The organism is Sphingomonas sp. FW306-1B-B10E (genome assembly GCF_058782005.1).
Window position 1 is genome coordinate 24,560 of the sequence record NZ_JBYSXG010000032.1, and the last position, 16,573, is coordinate 41,132.

Here is a 16,573-nt window from a genome sequence, read left to right on the forward strand (position 1 = left end):
GGTCGGCCCGCACCGCTTTTGCCGTCCGCCTCCACTTGTCCCCGGGCGGGCGGCCAAGCTCCATACTTGCCGGATCATAGGGCTGCCAAGATTCTTGGAGGATTGCAAGCCTCCCTCCAACGAACAAGCCCAAGTTAATTCACGATTTTACACGAATGTTCCGTGTTGACAGTCTTTCGATATCATGAGAGCCTGCGAGTCGCGGGTAAATCATTGCCTACAATGACTGTTGTCCGCTCATCGACATGGATAATCCTTCAAAGGGGTATGCTGACATGGGCAATAACGAGGTAATCAATACGACCGCATCCGACGATCTCTATGATCTGGAGATCGAAACGTTCGAAGTAGAAACACTGTCTGATCTTGGTATCGTGGCCGCGGTCGCTGCAGAGCTTCCGGACATTACCGTCTCCAGCACGAGCAGCACCACCAGCAGCTCCTGCTGCGGCTAAACACCGTATTGTTCGGTCCCGGGGTGTGCGGTCTCTCGCCGCGCGCCGAGCTGCTTCCAGCTTCGGGGCCGAATGGCGTCTCCCGCTTCTTGGAGTCGGCGGAAGCGGTATCTGGGGCAGGGGGCCCTAGCGACGTTCACCAAGCCCGACGAATAGCTGTAATTGGGGCGGGGCCGAGCGATGACCAGGCATTGCGCTAGAGCATCATCGTGAACGCGCCGCTGATGTCCGCCGCTGCAGCAGCGCGCGCAATATCGTCCCGAGCGATATCCTCAGCAGAATTGGTCGCCGATGCGATCGACCGGATCGAGCGCCAGGATGGCGTCCTCAACGCGGTTCCGTGCCGCGATTTCGACAGGGCGCGCCGCGATGCGCTGATCGCCGATCAGGCGGTCGCCAGCGGCACGCGCCTGCCGCTCCTCGGCGTTCCGATCACCGTGAAGGAATCCTTCTGGGTCCGCGGCCTGCCGACCTCCTGGGGCGTTCCCGAATTCCGCGACTGGCGGCCCAAATGCGACAGCCACGCGGTGCTCCGGCTCCGCCGCGCCGGCGCGATCGTGCTGGGCAAGACCAACATCGCCGCGGCGCTGGGGGACTGGCAGAGCGCCAATTCCGTCTTCGGCCGAACCAGCAATCCCTATGATCCCTCCCGCACCGCCGGGGGATCGTCCGGCGGCAGCGCCGCTGCGGTCTCCGCCGGGCTCTCCTATCTCGAACTGGGGTCGGATCTGGCAGGATCGATCCGGATCCCTGCACATTTCTGCGGCGTCTTCGGCTTCCGGCCGAGCGCCGGCCTGGTGTCGAAGCGCGCTTATGCCTTTCCCAAGACGATCCTGCCCAGCGATATCACCGAGATCGGGCCGATCGCGCGCACCGTCGACGATCTCGCCATCGCGATGAACGTGCTGACCGGACTGCCCTTTCCCGAGTCGCTCGCCTGGTCCGTGCATCTGCCGCCGCCGCGCCGGCCATCGCTCGAGAATCTGCGCGTCCTGTTGCTCGACTCGCACCCGCTCGTGCCGACCTCGGCGGCGGTTCGCGATGCCGTGCGAGATTGTGGGCACAAGCTGGCCGCTGCGGGCGCGATCGTCACCGACAATGCGCAAGGGCTCGCTGATCTGGCGGAGGACGCGCGGCTGTTCGTCCGGCTGATGACGCCGGCCAATCTCAACCGCGTGGCGCAGTCGCATTACACCGCGATGATGGAGCGCGCGCGGGAGGTTCCGGAAACGGATGACCGTCTCAGCGCGATCGCGCTCCGATCCTGCCTCACCTCGGCGCGGGAACTGGCGGTCGGTCAGGAGAGCCGCTTCCGGCGCAAGCTCGCCTGGCACCGGCTCTTCACCAGGTTCGACCTGGTCGTCTGCCCCGTATCGCCGACCACCGCATTCCCGCACGACGACCAGTCGGTGGAGCAGCGCCGGTTGCAGATCGACGACTCGGACGTCGATTATTTCGACCAGCTCTGCTGGACGGCATCGGCGGGCTTGTGCGGGTTGCCGGCCGCGAGCTTTCCCTGGGCCAATGATTTCGACGGAATGCCGATCGGGCTGCAGGCGATCGGGCCGCAGAACGAGGATCACACCGTTCTGACCGCGCTCCAGGAGATCGAGCGGCAGTTTGGCGGGCACCGCCCGCCCCGAGCTGCCAACGCGCCCGGCGACTCGCCGCCGGTGGCGGACCGGATCCGGATCCTCGCACAGCCGCTCGCCGCGCAGGAGGATTCAGGGGCGGTACCGGAGCGCGTCGCCGAACTCGTCAGTGCCGGCAGCGCGGGCCCGGCGCAGCGCCAATGGGGTGGTCAGCCGCATGTCCGATAGACTCAAATGGAACCCCAAGCTTCGGCGGGACGCCGTCTACCTCAAATCCGAGGAAGGCATCATCTTCCGCAGTCCGTCGGCCGACTTCCAGCTGAAGGGCGGCACGATCTACGATAGCTTCACTGCCTTGCTGCCGCATCTCGACGGATCGACGAGCGAGGACGCGCTTCTCGAAGCCCTGCGCCCGGCACAGCGGGACAAGACGCGATCGCTGCTGGATCTTCTCGCAACGCGCGACGTCATTCGCCGAGTCGATCCCGAAGACCTGGGCACGCTCGAGCCGGCGCTGCGCAATCGCTTTGCCAGCCAGATCGACTTTATCGGCCATTTCGCAGACGACCCTGGGCAGCGTTTCGCGCGCTTCCGCAATGCGCGGATCGCGCTGGTGGGCAGTGGCGACGCCTTCGTCAGTGCCGGCCTGGCGCTTCTCGACAACGGCCTCGCCCATCTCGTCCTCGCTTCGTCGGATCGGCAGGCGCTGAACGATCCCGCGTGGGACGCGCAATGCTTCCGGCTGGCCGAGTCGGGCGTCGCCGCGACGGTGGAGCGAACGACGCGCGATCGGCTCGACTCTGGCGACTTCGATCTGGTGCTATGCTGCGGCGAATTGGGCGACGCTCCGATGCTGGCGGCATTGAACGCCCTGGTGCTGGGGGACGGATGCGCCGTTCTTCCCGCCTTTACGCTCGATCGGCACAGCTATGTCGGCCCGCTGACCGAGCCCGGCCGCGCGGGCTGCTGGATGTGTGCGATGATGCGCTGGTCCGATCACGCGCCGGCGGCGTCCGCGGCCGATTTCTGGCGCGACATGGCGCTGCCCGGCGCGCAGCCGCGGCGCCAACCCGCGCTCGCCGGCACCACCGCGCAGATGCTCGGCAACGGCGTCGCCATGGAGGCGTTTCGCTTCTTCATCGGATTGCCCGCGATCGAAGCGCGCAATCAGCTGCTCGACCAGGATCTCGACAGCCTCGAGACCGCGCGTCGCCGGTTCCTGCGGCATCCCGATTGCCCGCGGTGCAGCGCCTTGCCGGTCGACGCGGCCGACATCGAGGCCGTCGCGGACGAGCAGGAATTGCTCGCCCGCTGGACGCCGCTCCTCGGCCATCCGTTCGCGACCTTCGGCATGTTCGACGATGGCGGGATCGAGCATCTGCCGGTGAGCATCAGCCTGGTGGCGACCGGCGACACGCAGGTCGCCGGCTGGAGCCTCGACAGCGTCCTGCATGCGCGCGTCGCGGCGCTGGGCGAAGCCGTGCGGCATGTCGTCGCCCGCGATGGCGGGCATCTGGCCGAGTCGGCGCAGGCCGAAGAGTCGGTCGAGCGAGTCGCGCCGTCCCGGATAGCCGGCTGGCTGGGCGTCGAGGACGAGGCCGCGACCCTGGTCGGCGGGGAATATGTTCGCAGCGGCGCGCGCGTGCTCGTGCCCGCCGCGGCGCTCCACTCGGCGCACGACAAGGCGGGCTGCTTCGATCCGGGGCGGTGCGGGCTCGGCGTCGCGATGTCGCGCGATCGCGCGGTGAACCGCGCGGTGCGCGACCTGCTCGAGCGCGAGATGCTCGATTTGCTCGCCGACGGACGATTGCCGCTCGCCCGTTTCGACCGGCAAGTCGCCGATGCCGCGATCGATTATCTGCTGACCGCCATCGGCCTGATGAAGGCCGAGTCGCCCCGGATCGCGCTGGCAAGGCACGGTTCGGGCCTGGTCGGCGCGCTGCTCCTACCCGACGGCGATTCACTCGCCGCAAACGCGATCCGGATCGCCTCCGGAACCCGCGCGACAGAGGCAGTTCGCAGACTATTGCTCCGACACCTAGCCACCCTCCAACTCACCCGCCAGGGTCTGACCGTTCCCCGGCGGAGTGCGGGCGGTATCTTTGCTGACATTCCGATCGATCTCCCGGCTCTCTCGACCCTGCCGCCATGGCACGACGATGCGGTAGGCATGGACGACATGCACGCGCATCTAGCCGCCAGCGGATCTGCAATCGTGGCGGTGGACGTAACGCCCGTCGATATTCAAGAAACGCGGAGTCTGACGGCAATCAGGACCTTGCTCGTAGCGAATAGCTGATCGGGGCACGGCATTCCGGTAGGAATTGCGTCGGCAGCACCGGCAGGAATCAGGCGGCGACCACCGGGGGCCGCTCCTGTTGCACTCGGTCTATCGCCCGCCGGAACACGCGTTCGACGAGTTCGGGCGGCCGATAGTCGCCGATCGGAACCGCGAGCGCGAGCGCCTGGTCGTTCTCGCTGGCGATGAGTCCCCTCTTTTCGAGCTGGCGCAGCTTGGCGCGGAGCCGCTCGGGTTCGATGGCATAGCCCGCCTGGTCCAGCGCCTGATGGAGGTTGCCCAGGCCCCAGGTGCGCTCGAGCAATTCGTAGATCAGCCGATCGATCCCGTTGAAGGCGATCAACCCGCGAGAGAAACCCGATCTGTGATCGAAAATATAAAGCGTCTCGCCGATCGTCTCGCAGAACAGATATTCGTCGCCGCGCTTGTTGATCCAGGCCTGCAGCGCCTCGCCAAAGGACGTCAGATACGTCGCGGGATCGCGGCCGTCGCGATAATCGAAGTCGAAATAATAGGCGAGATCGCGCTGGTGTTCTTCCGATATGTTCGAGTGGACCAGGCCATATTGGCGGAAGGGGCGAACGTTGACGATGCCTTCCTCTTCGCTGCGATCGAAGTAAGGCGAGAACCGGTCCAGCCGCATCTTGAAGAACCCGCTGGGCGGGTCGAGATGTGAGAGCGCGGGGAGGAGATGCCGCAAGCGCTCATACTCGTCGGGATCTTCTCCCGGGAAGCCGTACAGAATGTTCCACAAGGCTGCGATGCCGAACTCCTTGCAATATTTGAGGAGCTGCAGATTCTGCATCGCCGACACGCCCTTGCCCATCAGTTTCAGGATGGACGAGGATAGGCTTTCTATTCCCGGCTGGATCTTGTTGATATTGGCATCGCGCAACAGCCTAATCTGGTCTCGGCTCAGATTGGCCTTGGTTTCGTAAAATATATCGAGATCCATGTCACGATCGCGTAACTCCGGAAGCAGGGTCTTGAAATATTTGTAATCCAGGATGTTGTCCACCGCGTAGAAGCGCCCGGTGTAGGAATGGTAGCGCTCCTTGAGCGCCAGCATTTCATCGAGAACTTTTTCGGCGTTCTTACTGCGGAAGGTCATGCCGCCACCATTCAGCCCGCAGAATTTGCAGTGCGACTTTGCGCCCCACCAGCATCCGCGCGACGATTCGAACGGGATATTGGTCTTGGAGATTTCGGCTGCGCCATAAGAGGTGCGCATGAAATGCTCGAAGAATTCGGTGAAGTCGGGAAGCGGCAAATCGTCCATTCGCTGGACCATCGCAGTGTGGGCAACCTTCGTGTCCACGCCTTGCCGCAGGATGCCGGGGACTGCGATCGGCGCGCCGAGATCGAGCGCATTGACGTAGCGCGGAAACGCGACATCCCCTTCGCCCGAACAAACGAGATCGAGAAACGGATAGGCGTTGAGGAGAGCAAGCCCCATCGCCCCTTCCGCATTGGCGCCCCCAAAGGCAATCTGAATGTTGGAATGCTGTTCTTTGATCCGTTTGGCCAGGGCAAGCGAGGCAGCCGTCTGTTCGAACACCGACGTGAAGCCGATCATGTCGAACGTGGTCCAGTCGACGCTCTCCAGGCAATGTTCGATGAACGGCTTCGCCCCCGCGCGCATGTCGACGAGCGCCTGGCGATCGCTTGCGGATGCGTCAGGCGCATAATTGTCGAAGAAGTCGTCTTCGCCACCTTCGAGGTCGTTGAGGACGTTTGCGAATATCCATTCGCCGAGCAAGCTCGACGCCATGCTCGCTACCCAATTATACATGGGCAGCGCAGTTCTTTCTGCGAAATCAAGATTGAAGTTGAAGATTCGGACCGCATGTCCGTCGCGAACCAATGCGCCCTTTAAAAGACCCAATCCCAGCGACGGCCGGTAAATCGAGCTGAACGGCATGTTGATCAGTGCAATATTTCGCATAGTCCGCGCCCCACCAGACACTGTCGACTTGGATTTTACTAGAGCCACCCCAGGGCACGTTCGCAGTCGAATGTTACCGATTCGATTGCGCATGTCAAAAGATCATCGCGTCGTCCGCGACTTAGGTGCGCGATTCATCGGGGCGACCTTCCGAAGGCGTTGCCGGAGGTCGAAATGATGGGCTTCACTCGGGCCCGATCACGTCTCGGCCGGTCGATTCACTGGAACAGCATGTTGCTGCGCGGCCCGACCGGGTCCTTTCGCAGCAGCGCGATGACCTCGGCACCTGCCAGCAGCACGGGACCATAGCCATGCGCCGCACGGATGTGGCGCGGGCGATAATAATAGAAGGCCGGCTCGAACCCCATTCCGGTGCCAACGCAGACGTCCTCGACTTCGCCTGCCGGATTGACCTTGGTGGTCACCGCGTTCCACGCCAGCACCGCCACAGGCGCATAGACGCGGCGGTCGAGCCAGCCGCGGTTGATCGCGCGGGCGAGGGCGAAAGCGTAGATCGTGGCGGCGGAGGTTTCCAGATAACTGTCCGGGCGGTCGAGCAATTGGTGCCACAGGCCGGTGCCCGATTGCAGCCTGGCGAGCCCCGCGGCGTGCGCGCGGAGCTGCGCGAGGATCGCCGGGCGGCCGGGATGATCGGCGGGCAGAACCTCGAGCAGCTCGACCATGGCCATGATCGCCCAGCCATTGGCGCGGCCCCAGAAGAAGCTCGGATGCGGGTCCATGCCGTCGACCCAGCCGTGGCGATAGAGCCCGGCATCGGCGACGAACATGCGCTGCGAGAATTGCAGCACCTGGCGCACCGCATCGTCGAAATAGCGGCGCTCACCGGTCAGCGCGCCCATCTGGGCGAGCGCGGGCACGCTCATATAGAGATCGTCGAGCCAGAGGCTGTTGGGCATCGGCACCTGCCGCGCGAGCGTGCGATCGGGGAGGCGGGACTGGTGGTTGGAGATCCAGTCGAGATAGGTGTCGATCTGGGCGCGGCCGTTCGTGACGACGCCGGCGCGCTGCGCCTTGATCAGCGCGGCGGCCATCGCGCCGCTATCGTCGAGCCGGCCGGGCGCGAGCGGCTGCTGGACCGGGGTCCGGTCGGCGGGCGTGTTCTGCGCGCGGTAGCGGTTCGCGGTGTCGACCACCGCGCCCAGCCGATCGGCGACATAGTGCGTGTAGCGCGCGTCGCCGGTCACTTCGCCGGCGAGCAGCGCCCCCGAATAGACGACGCCCCATTCGTAGCTGGTAAGGCGATAGGCCGAGCGGAAACGGATGCCCGGCGCGAGCGGAGCGCCCGGGCGCACGTCCTTGCCGGCCGAATCGACCAAAGCGGTCGAGGTCTCGCGCTCGATATAGCCGAGCACGCGGTCCATCACTGCCTTCACCGCGGCTTCGGACGGGCGGCCATAGGGGATCGGATAGGCGGGCTTGAGCCGGGTCGGCGCATCGGCGACGTCGGTCACCGGGTCGCGATGCATTCCCGAAGGCGTGGCGAGCTGCGCCCGTGCGGTGGGAATAAACGCCAGCGCCAACGGCAGCGCAGCGGCCAGGATCGCGAAACGCGGCATCTTCTCTCTCCTGCTCGCCGGCATTGCGCCGATCCCGCGAATGTCCAGGCTATGACATCCGGTGCCACATGATGGCACCACGATCCCGGCGGCGACGCAAGCGAGAATCGCGGTCAGGAACCGCAGGGCCGGTCCGACGCGGGCGCCTCAAGCAGACGTACCTGTCCGAGCAAGCCCGATGGCGCGGGCACGATCTTGTCCTGATCCTGGTTCTGGAAGCGTTCGCCGTAACGCATCGTGAGCAGGCGGAAGTCGGCCGGCGCCCGTCCCGCGAGCTGGTTGAGCATCGTGTTCGACACGGCGATCTCGAGCAGGTTCGTGCCCTTGCGCAGCGCGTCGGTGATGTCGAGGCGATAGGGCGGCGCAAACACCGTGCCCACCGGCTGGCCGTTCAGGCGCACGATCGCGGCATCGCGGATCGGGGCGTCGATCGCGGCGAAGGGCCGCGCCGATCGCGACGGTATCGGGCGGGGCAGCCCCTCACCGAAATCCAGCGCCACGCACCTGCCGCGTACCGGCTCGGCATCGAAGCGGAGGCGATATGTCGCAGTGCCGGAGAAGAAGCGCAGGTCGGGATCGTCGGTCCACGACCCCAGGCTGGAAAGCGCTCGTTCGCTCCTGCCTGGAATGGCCAGCCGCCAGGCGCCGGTCAGCGGCCGGCTGGTCGGCGAGGCCGGCGGTTCGAGGGGCGCGCGCGGCGCACCGCTGAACATCAGGATCCGCGATTCATACGGTGCGAGCGCGATCGGGATTTCGCCGCTTCCCGACGCCCAGCGCTTGCCGGTCATCGCGTCCCACCAGCTGCCATTGCCGCGGTCGCCGGCAAAGCGCGCCCGGGTTCGCACCGGAATGTTGCCGGTGTTGACGACGAAATAGAGATCGCCCTCCGGCAGCCTGCGGTGGACGAAACCGAGATCAGGATCGGGCGAGGCCAGCGCAACGTCTGGCGGCGCAGCCTCGGCGACCGCGCGGCCGAGATCGTTTTCCGCGACGATCGCCACGCGCCCACGCAGCCGCTGCGACAGGCGGCGCACGGCAGTCCGCGCGGCGCTGTCGCGCAGTCCGCCGGCAGTGTCGGGCAAATGGTCGACCGCGACGACCTTGCCGCCCGTGCGCATCCAGCGTTCGATCGCGGCATAGGCGTCGGGATCAATGCGATCGAGGCGCGGCAGCACGAGCACGCGGTGGTGGAAGCCGGCTGCACCGATTGCCTTCGCATCGACGAAGTCGAAACCATGGCCGGCGTCGAGCACGTGCGTCACCACCGCGCCCGAGAGCCGATGCTCGATGCCACCGTTGATCGATGCGGCTTGCGGCTGCATTGCGGCCATCACGTCCTCGGTAGGCAGGTAAATCGCGACCGCGTTGGCCGGCTCGCCCAGCCGCAGCACGTGCGACACGCGCTGGAGATACCGGTTCAGGTCGGGCATCACCGCATACCAGGGATTATGGTCGTTGAGCGCCGCGGCGGCGTAGAACGCCCAGCCGGGCTCGGGCACCCCCGGCGGCGTGTACGGCCAGCCATGGCCGATCAGTTGGTTGACGCCCTGGAGGAAGTGGCGATCGGCCTCGACCTTCATGTCGAGCGGCGTCGCGGCCCATGCGGGTGAATGCAGCCAGGTCCAGGTTTCGGACGATACGATTGGCTTGCCGTAGAGATGCGCGCCCGAGGTCGCCCAGCGTGTCGAGGTGAATTCGCGCCAGTTCGCGCCTTCGCCCTCGGGCAGCGCGACCAGCGCATTCCCCGATAGCAAGGTCGGCGGCGTGCCATAAGCCTGGACGCGGAAGCGCGTACCGCGTCGCTTGGCCCAGCCGTCGATCGCCGCGAGATAGCGCTCGCCGGTCAGCTCGCTGAGCGTGCGCGCCCAATCGAAGCGGACCTCGGCGCTTTCGGGCGTGTCGAGGAACAGAGCGGGCAAATGCGGCAGCAGGTCGTAGCCGCGCCGCCGCGCGAACTCGGCGGGGAGGTCGCCGGTCCAGCCTGACCCATAGGCTTCGAGGCTGTCGGAGAAGAAGGCGTACGGCGGCGCGATGTCATCAAACGCGGAGAGCAGCCGATCGCCGACGACCTCGAGATGGTTGGCGATCGCCGCCGGATCGAGATGATCGAGTACATAGCCCTCGGCGCCGACCGCGGCGCGCTTCACCTGTTGCCCGGTACGGCCGGCGACGAACAGCAGCGCCTCGCGCGGCGCTGCGTTTGCCGGGACCTGCGCACGAGGGCCGTCGATTGCAATCGCAACAGACGGACCGGCGCCCAGCGGCCCGATCACCGCTGAGACTAGACTTTCGCCAGGCCCGAGCGCGGGCACCGCGAAGCTGGTCGCCCCGGCGGCGACGGGAACACGCACCATGCGGATGCTCATCGCCGCCTGGGTGATCGGCACGTGGGGACCGCCATAGGGCCAGCCGCTGCCGCCGGTCACGTCGATGCGCATCCCCTCGGCCTGGGCGGTCTGCGCGGCATGGCGCAGCATCGCGAGGAATTCGTTCGACAGCCAGGGCAGGTTGCGGATGCCCTTGCCGGGATCGTCGGGGCTCAGCGGGTAGACGGCCTGGACTTCGAAGCCGCCAAAGCCGCCCGCCTTCATCGCGCGAATCTCGCGGTCGATCTCGGCGGCATCGACCGACGGGCCGAACCACCACCAGCGCATCATCGGCCGCGCCTCGGGCGGCGGGGCGACGAAGGATTGCCAGAGGGCCTGGTCGTCGGCTTGTGCGCGGGCGTGCCCGGCCAAGATGGATGCGAACGCCAGCGTGCCGGCCGCGATCATGAACCTCATCTCACAATCCCCTCCGCGACAGGCCGCGACTCCGGCTCGGTTGCAGCACGATCGGCCGGTTTGCCGCAATTCCACGTCGGCCAGCAGCTTCTCTGAATGTCAAATATTGCTAGCATGTCCCATATGATGTAACAATGCGATCCGACGGTGTTCCGCCGTCGATGGCGACACTGCGGCATCGCAGGCGCTCGGGAGAGGAAAGTTGATGAGGCTCCATCGTTCGATCAGCACTGCGTCCGCACTTTCGGCGCTCGCCTGGGTCCTTGCTTTTCCCGTGGCGGCGCAGGCACAGACCGCGACCGAGACGCCGGCGCCGGCCGAGCCCGCGGCGCAGGACGCCGCCGCCGACGAAGTGGTCGTCACCGGCATTCGCCAGAGCCTCGCCGATGCGCAGAGCGTCAAGCGCAACTCGGCGCAGGTGGTCGATGCGATCTCGGCGGAGGATATCGGCAAGTTTCCCGACAAGAATATCGGCGAGGCCCTTCAGCGCGTCACCGGCGTGCAGATCACCCGCGCGGCCGGCGAGGGGCAGGGGGTCTCGATCCGCGGCGCCGATCCTGCGCTCAACCGCGTCGAGATCAACGGCCAGACCGCATTGTCGACCGTGGTCGGCAGTTCGCGCGCGGTCGAGTTCCGCGACTTGCCGGTCGAATTCGTGTCGCGCGTCGAAGTGGTGAAGTCCGCTACCGCGGACATGGTCGAGGGCGGGCTCGGCGGCACGGTGCGCGTGGTCACGCGGCGGCCGTTCGACAGCAACAAGCCGTTCATCGCCGGCTCGATCCAGGGCATCTACAGTACGCTGGCCGACAAGGTCGATCCCAAGGTCGCGCTGATCGGTAGCACCCTTTTCAACAACGACACGATGGGTATCCTCGTTTCGGCGACCTACGAGAAGCGCAGCCTGTGGTACGATCAGCTGCGCACGACGGGCTGGCGCCAGATCGATCGCGATCCCGCAACCGCCGGCGTCCAGCCGCTCGACCTCAACGGCGACGGCAAGGGCGATTTCTATCCCGACATCCCGCGCCCGGTGATCAATCGCGAATCGACCAAGCGCGGCGCGATCAACGGGGTGTTCGAATGGCGCCCCGATCCCAATTTCCGCTGGTTCCTCGAGGGCACTTACACGCGCTCGGAAATGACGCTCGACAGCCAGTTTCTCCAGCTCGGCACCGTGCAGAACGTCGTCGACGGCGGCGTCGATCGCACGCGCACGACGATCGGGCCCGACGATACGGCCACCAGCGTCACCTTCAACGGCGCGCTCGCCGCGCCGAACGGTCTGGGCATCACCTATCGCAACATCCTCGGCACGCAGGAGCGCAATACCTTCAACGGGCAGGTCGGCTTCGACTGGACGATCGGGCGGCTGACGCTGCAGGCGCGCGGTGGCTATGCCAAGTCGCGTGCCTTCAACGATGAGATCAACGCCACTGCCGCCGCGCTCGGCGTCTCGTCGCTGACGATCGACTATGACAATGATCAGCAGGCGCCCAACATCACGCTACCGATCGACCAGACCACTGCGCAGGGACTAAACCAGCTGATCGTGCTGCGCCGGCCGCGCTACAATAATCAGGAAGAGGTCGATGCCCGGCTCGACGCGGAGTTCAAGCCCGAAGGCAGCTTCATCACGTCGCTCAAGGCGGGTGTCCAGAGGCGCAACCTGACCGCCGACAGCCGCTATTTCGATCGCTCCACGACGCTCAACGGCTATAACGGCCAGACGCTCGACAACACGTATCGCACCGGCACCAGCTCCAATATCGTCGTCTCGACGGTGGCGCCGGCGCTGCTCACCCAGCAGATACGCGATCTGGTGGGCGCCAATGCGTCGCTCGGCGACCACGACTTCTTCGGCGACGCCAATCTCGGCTATGATGGCGGCATCCGCCGCTGGCTCAATCTCGGCATGGACGTGGCCGATGCGCTGGGCATTCCCGATCCCTATCGCAATGCGGTTCCGCTGGATACGTGGCAAGTGGAGGACAAGAACTGGGCAGGCTATGCCCAGGCCGGGTTTGACTTCGATGCGGGCGTGCGCATCACCGGCGTCATCGGCGCACGCGTGGTCGACACGCGCACCACCTCGGACGGGTTCCAGGTGCGCGCCGGCGTGGTTACGCCGGTGTCGTTCGATGGGCATTATACCGAATTCCTGCCCTCGCTGAATCTGAAGGCCGAGCTCGTGCCCGGTCGGCTCCAGCTCCGCGGCACTGCTACCGAAGTGCTCGCGCGTCCGGCGCCGCAGCAGCTCGCCCCGCGCTTCGTGCTCGACAATGTCGGCCTGACCGGCTCACGCGGAAATCCGGCGCTCGAGCCGTATCGGGCCCGCCAATATGATCTGGGCATCGAATATTATCCGAGCCGGACGAGTTATCTCTCGGCGACCTATTTCCGCAAGGAGATCGGCTCCTTCGTCCAGAACGGCACCGAGGCCTATTCCGAGACGGTGGACGGCGTCACGCGCAACTATACCATCACCGTCCCGGTCAACGGCACCAGCAAGGTAACGATCGACGGCGCGGAAGTGGGCGGCCAGATGACGTTCGATTTCCTGCCGGGCGTGCTGCGTAATCTCGGCATAATCGCGAATTACACCTATTCGAAGGATTCGGGATATGCGGACCGCGATTTCTTCACCAATGGCGCGCTGAGTTTCCCAGGGCTTTCGCGGCACAGCTACAACCTGTCGGGCTTCTACGAGGACAAATTGTTCAACGCGCGCGTCTCGTACAATTGGCGCTCCAAATATCTGATCACCTCGCGCGGGCGCGGCAACAATCCCGAATTCGGCGAAGCCTATGGTCAGTGGGATGCCTCGGCGGGGGTCAACCTCAACCAGAACATCTCGCTGTTCTTCGAGGGCGTGAACCTGACCAATGCGGTTCGCGCGGAGAATGCCAACAGCATCTATCGGCGCACGATCATCGAGAGTTTCGGCCGCCGCTTCTACGGTGGCGTGCGCGCGCGATTCTGATCCTGCCCCGGGGTCTTGCCAGCAGCGCCAAGCGGCGCTAGCTGGCCGGCATGCATCAAGAGTCGGGCGACACCCGACACCAACCTGCTCCCGGGCAAGGTGGTGCTTGCGCAAATCGCGCAAGGATGTGGCCGCCATGGCAACCCCCGGGGTTTTCCATCCAGCCACGCGTCGCACGCTTCCTGATGCCTCGAGCAACAGAGGAAAGTGTACCCGCGTGACCAACCAGCCCCAGCAATTCGCCAGCGACAATTATGCCGGAATCTGTCCGGAGGCCTGGGCGGCGATGGAAGCGGCGAACAGCGGCTATGCGCCGGCTTACGGCGAGGATGACTGGACGCAGCGCGCCGCCGATGCCTTCCGCACGCTGTTCGCCAGCGACTGCGACGTGTTCTTCGCGTTCAACGGCACCGCGGCCAATTCGCTGGCGCTCGCGTCGCTCTGCCAGTCGTTCCACAGCGTGATCTGTTCGTCCTCGGCCCATGTCGAGACCGACGAGTGCGGCGCGCCCGAGTTCTTCTCGAACGGGTCGAAGCTGCTGGTCGCGAGCACGCCGGACGGCAAGCTGACGCCGCAGGCGATCCGCGACGTCGCGACTAGCCGCTCGGACATCCATTTCCCCAAGCCGCGGGTGGTGACGATCACCCAGCCGACCGAGACGGGCCAGGTCTATGCGATCGACGAGATCAAGGCGATCTCGGCGACGTGCCGCGCGCTGGGGCTCAAGCTGCACATGGATGGGGCGCGGTTCGCCCAGGCGTGCGCATATCTCGGCTGCGATCCGGCCGACATCACCTGGCGCGCAGGCGTCGACGTGCTGTGCTTCGGCGGCACCAAGAACGGCATGGCAGTGGGCGAGGCGATCCTGTTCTTCGATCGCGGGCTCGCCCAGGATTTCGACTATCGCTGCAAGCAGGCGGGGCAGCTGGCCTCGAAGATGCGCTTCCTCGCGGCACCCTGGGTGGGGATGCTCGAGAGCGGCGCCTGGCTGCGCAACGCCGCACACGCCAATGCCTGCGCTACGCGGCTGGCGGCGGCGATCGCCGACGTGCCCGAGGTCGCGCCGATGTTCCCGGTCGAGGCCAATGCGGTGTTCCTGCGCGCGCCTGCGGCGGTGCTCGACGGGCTGCGTGCGCGAGGCTGGTCGTTCTATACCTTCATCGGGGGCGGGGCGCGATTCATGTTCGCCTGGGACGCCGACCCGGCGCGCGTCGATGCGCTGGCCGCGGATATCCGCGCGGCGAGCGCGGCGACGGTCGAGGCTGCCGTCGCGGCCTAGCGGTTACCGTTCCCCGGCCTTCGCCGGGGAACGGGTCCTCAGATCGAGGTTGCCTCGAGCGTCGTCGTCTCGGGCTTGGGCAGGCCCGAGGCCTTGTATTCGGCGATCAGCGCTTCCTTGCGCGCGCGCAGCTGCTCGCCGAGTGCGTCCATGTCGAGCCCGGCCTTGCGCGCCTGCGAGAACATGCCCTCCATGCGCATCTCCTCTTCCTCGACATGGTGCTCGATCTGCTCGGAGAGCACCTTGACCTTGGCATCGTAATATTCGTCGTCGGGGCCGCCCGCCTCGATCTCGGCGATCAGCACCTTGGCGCCGTCATGCTCGACATAGGCTTCCTTGAGCATGTCCTCCTCGATCTTGCCCTCGCAGGCCGGGTAGAAGATCTCTTCCTCGATCTTGGTGTGCACGGTCAGTTCCATGCAGATCTGCAGCGCGATCTTCTGCTTCTTGCTGCTGCCCGAGCTGCTCTCGAACTGCTCGAACAGTTCCTCGACCTTGCGGTGATCGGCCTTCAACAACGCGATCGCGTCCTGTTTACGGTCCTCGGCCATGTCTTCCTCCTGTGTCGGAGGCTCAACCGCGTGCGGTGTCTATCGTTCCACGCCGCCCGACGATCGCGCTGACGATGATTCCGCCGAGAATCAGCGCCATACCGGCGAGGTGATGGCCGTGGAGCTGCTCGCCGAGCGTAAGCGCCGCGAGCAGCGCGCCGAACAGCGGCATCAGCGTGATTGCCTGCCCCGCACTGGCCGGCCCGACCATGGCGACGGCGGCGTTGAACAGGGTGTAGGCGACCACCGAGGGCAGCACCGCGACATAGGCCACTGCGGCGATCACCCGCGGCGTCCAGTGCATCGCCGCGATCTCGGCCCATTCGGTGGCGGCGAGCGGGAGCATCGCGAGCACGCCGATCGCAAAGGTGATCGCGAGGAAGCTCTGGCCGTGGATCTTCGGGCGCAGGCGGAGCAGCGAGGTGTAGAAGGCCCAGGCGACCACTGCGCACAGGATCAGCGCGTCCCCGCGATTGAACGCGACTTGCGACAGCGCAGTCAGATGGCCCTGCAACACGATCACCACCACGCCGAGCGTCGACAACGCCACGCCGAGTATGGCGCCCCAGACGGCGCGGATGCGGAATACCGCCCGGTCGACCACCAGCACCAGCGCCGGGATCGCCGCCTGGAGCAGCATGCCGTTGCTCGCGGTAGTGTAGCGCAGCCCCGAATAGAGCAGGGCGTTGAACGCGGCGACGCCGAGCAGCCCGAGCAGCAGGATGATCTTCCAGCTGCCCGCGATTGCGGCGCGATCCGCGGCGAGACGGCGCGCAGCGAAGGGCGTTATCACCAGTAGCGCGCCGGTCCAGCGCAGCAAGGCGAGGAAGAAAGGCGGGACGGCGTCGTGCACCGCGCGCGCCACAATCGAATTGCCCGCCCAGAGCAGCATGACGAGCGCGAGCATGGCATAAGCGGCGGTCTGGGGGCGTGCGCGAGTCATCGGCGCGCTCTAGGGGGCATCGAATGGGTTCGCCAGAAGCGAAGGGCAGGAGCCGCGATTGCGGTCGTCGCTAATCCTTCCCCGCCAGGGGGGCGGCGCTGAAGGCGACGGCGGGGAGAAAGGCCACCAAACAGCTGTCGTGATTCCTCCCCCTCCATCAACCACGCTG

Annotated in this window: 10 protein-coding genes and 1 riboswitch; of the genes, 5 read left to right on the forward strand and 5 right to left on the reverse strand. The window is 65.9% G+C overall.

The genetic code is table 11. The features are described 5' to 3' along the window. The first annotated feature begins 275 nt into the window (after window positions 1–275). From AC3WJI_RS13330 to AC3WJI_RS13340, 3 genes are all read left to right on the forward strand, one after another. Window positions 276–455, forward strand: coding sequence for a thiazolylpeptide-type bacteriocin (locus AC3WJI_RS13330; RefSeq protein WP_492757758.1), 180 nt, complete (start codon window positions 276–278; stop codon window positions 453–455). Window positions 456–679: 224 nt separating this feature from the next. Then, window positions 680–2,275, forward strand: a complete 1,596-nt coding sequence (locus tag AC3WJI_RS13335) for an amidase (RefSeq protein ID WP_492757759.1) — start codon at window positions 680–682, stop codon at window positions 2,273–2,275. Next, a complete protein-coding gene (locus AC3WJI_RS13340; protein ID WP_492757760.1) occupies window positions 2,265–4,346 on the forward strand; it encodes a TOMM precursor leader peptide-binding protein in 2,082 nt (693 codons plus the stop codon). Before AC3WJI_RS13335 ends, AC3WJI_RS13340 begins: the two co-directional genes overlap by 11 nt. A gap of 49 nt (window positions 4,347–4,395) precedes the next feature. Here the strand turns inward: AC3WJI_RS13340 and AC3WJI_RS13345 are convergent, their stop codons facing one another. The 3 genes from AC3WJI_RS13345 to AC3WJI_RS13355 all read right to left on the reverse strand — a co-directional run bounded on the left by AC3WJI_RS13345 (window position 4,396) and on the right by AC3WJI_RS13355 (window position 10,651). Continuing rightward, window positions 4,396–6,384, reverse strand: a complete 1,989-nt coding sequence (locus AC3WJI_RS13345) for a RiPP maturation radical SAM C-methyltransferase (RefSeq protein WP_492757761.1) — start codon at window positions 6,382–6,384, stop codon at window positions 4,396–4,398. A 125-nt stretch (window positions 6,385–6,509) separates the two neighbouring features. Beyond that, entirely contained in the window at window positions 6,510–7,868 is a 1,359-nt protein-coding gene (locus AC3WJI_RS13350) for a glycoside hydrolase family 88/105 protein (RefSeq protein WP_492757762.1), read from the reverse strand. A gap of 113 nt (window positions 7,869–7,981) precedes the next feature. Further along, a complete protein-coding gene (locus AC3WJI_RS13355) occupies window positions 7,982–10,651 on the reverse strand; it encodes a glycosyl hydrolase (RefSeq protein WP_492757763.1) in 2,670 nt (889 codons plus the stop codon). 205 nt (window positions 10,652–10,856) lie between these two features. Between AC3WJI_RS13355 and AC3WJI_RS13360 the strand changes: the two genes are divergently transcribed. Both AC3WJI_RS13360 and AC3WJI_RS13365 read left to right on the forward strand, forming a co-directional pair. After that, window positions 10,857–13,631, forward strand: coding sequence for a TonB-dependent receptor (locus AC3WJI_RS13360; RefSeq protein ID WP_492757764.1), 2,775 nt, complete (start codon window positions 10,857–10,859; stop codon window positions 13,629–13,631). Window positions 13,632–13,678: 47 nt separating this feature from the next. Then, window positions 13,679–13,788, forward strand: a riboswitch (SAM-I-IV-variant riboswitch). Window positions 13,789–13,848: 60 nt separating this feature from the next. Further along, window positions 13,849–14,910, forward strand: coding sequence for a threonine aldolase family protein (locus tag AC3WJI_RS13365; RefSeq protein WP_492757765.1), 1,062 nt, complete (start codon window positions 13,849–13,851; stop codon window positions 14,908–14,910). A 38-nt stretch (window positions 14,911–14,948) separates the two neighbouring features. Here the strand turns inward: AC3WJI_RS13365 and AC3WJI_RS13370 are convergent, their stop codons facing one another. After that, complete coding sequence (locus AC3WJI_RS13370) at window positions 14,949–15,461, reverse strand: hemerythrin domain-containing protein (protein WP_492757766.1); 513 nt, start codon at window positions 15,459–15,461, stop codon at window positions 14,949–14,951. 22 nt (window positions 15,462–15,483) lie between these two features. Next, the gene (locus tag AC3WJI_RS13375; RefSeq protein WP_492757767.1) at window positions 15,484–16,404 is read right to left on the reverse strand and encodes a DMT family transporter; all 921 of its coding nucleotides are present in this window, start codon (window positions 16,402–16,404) and stop codon (window positions 15,484–15,486) included. Window positions 16,405–16,573 lie beyond the last annotated feature (169 nt).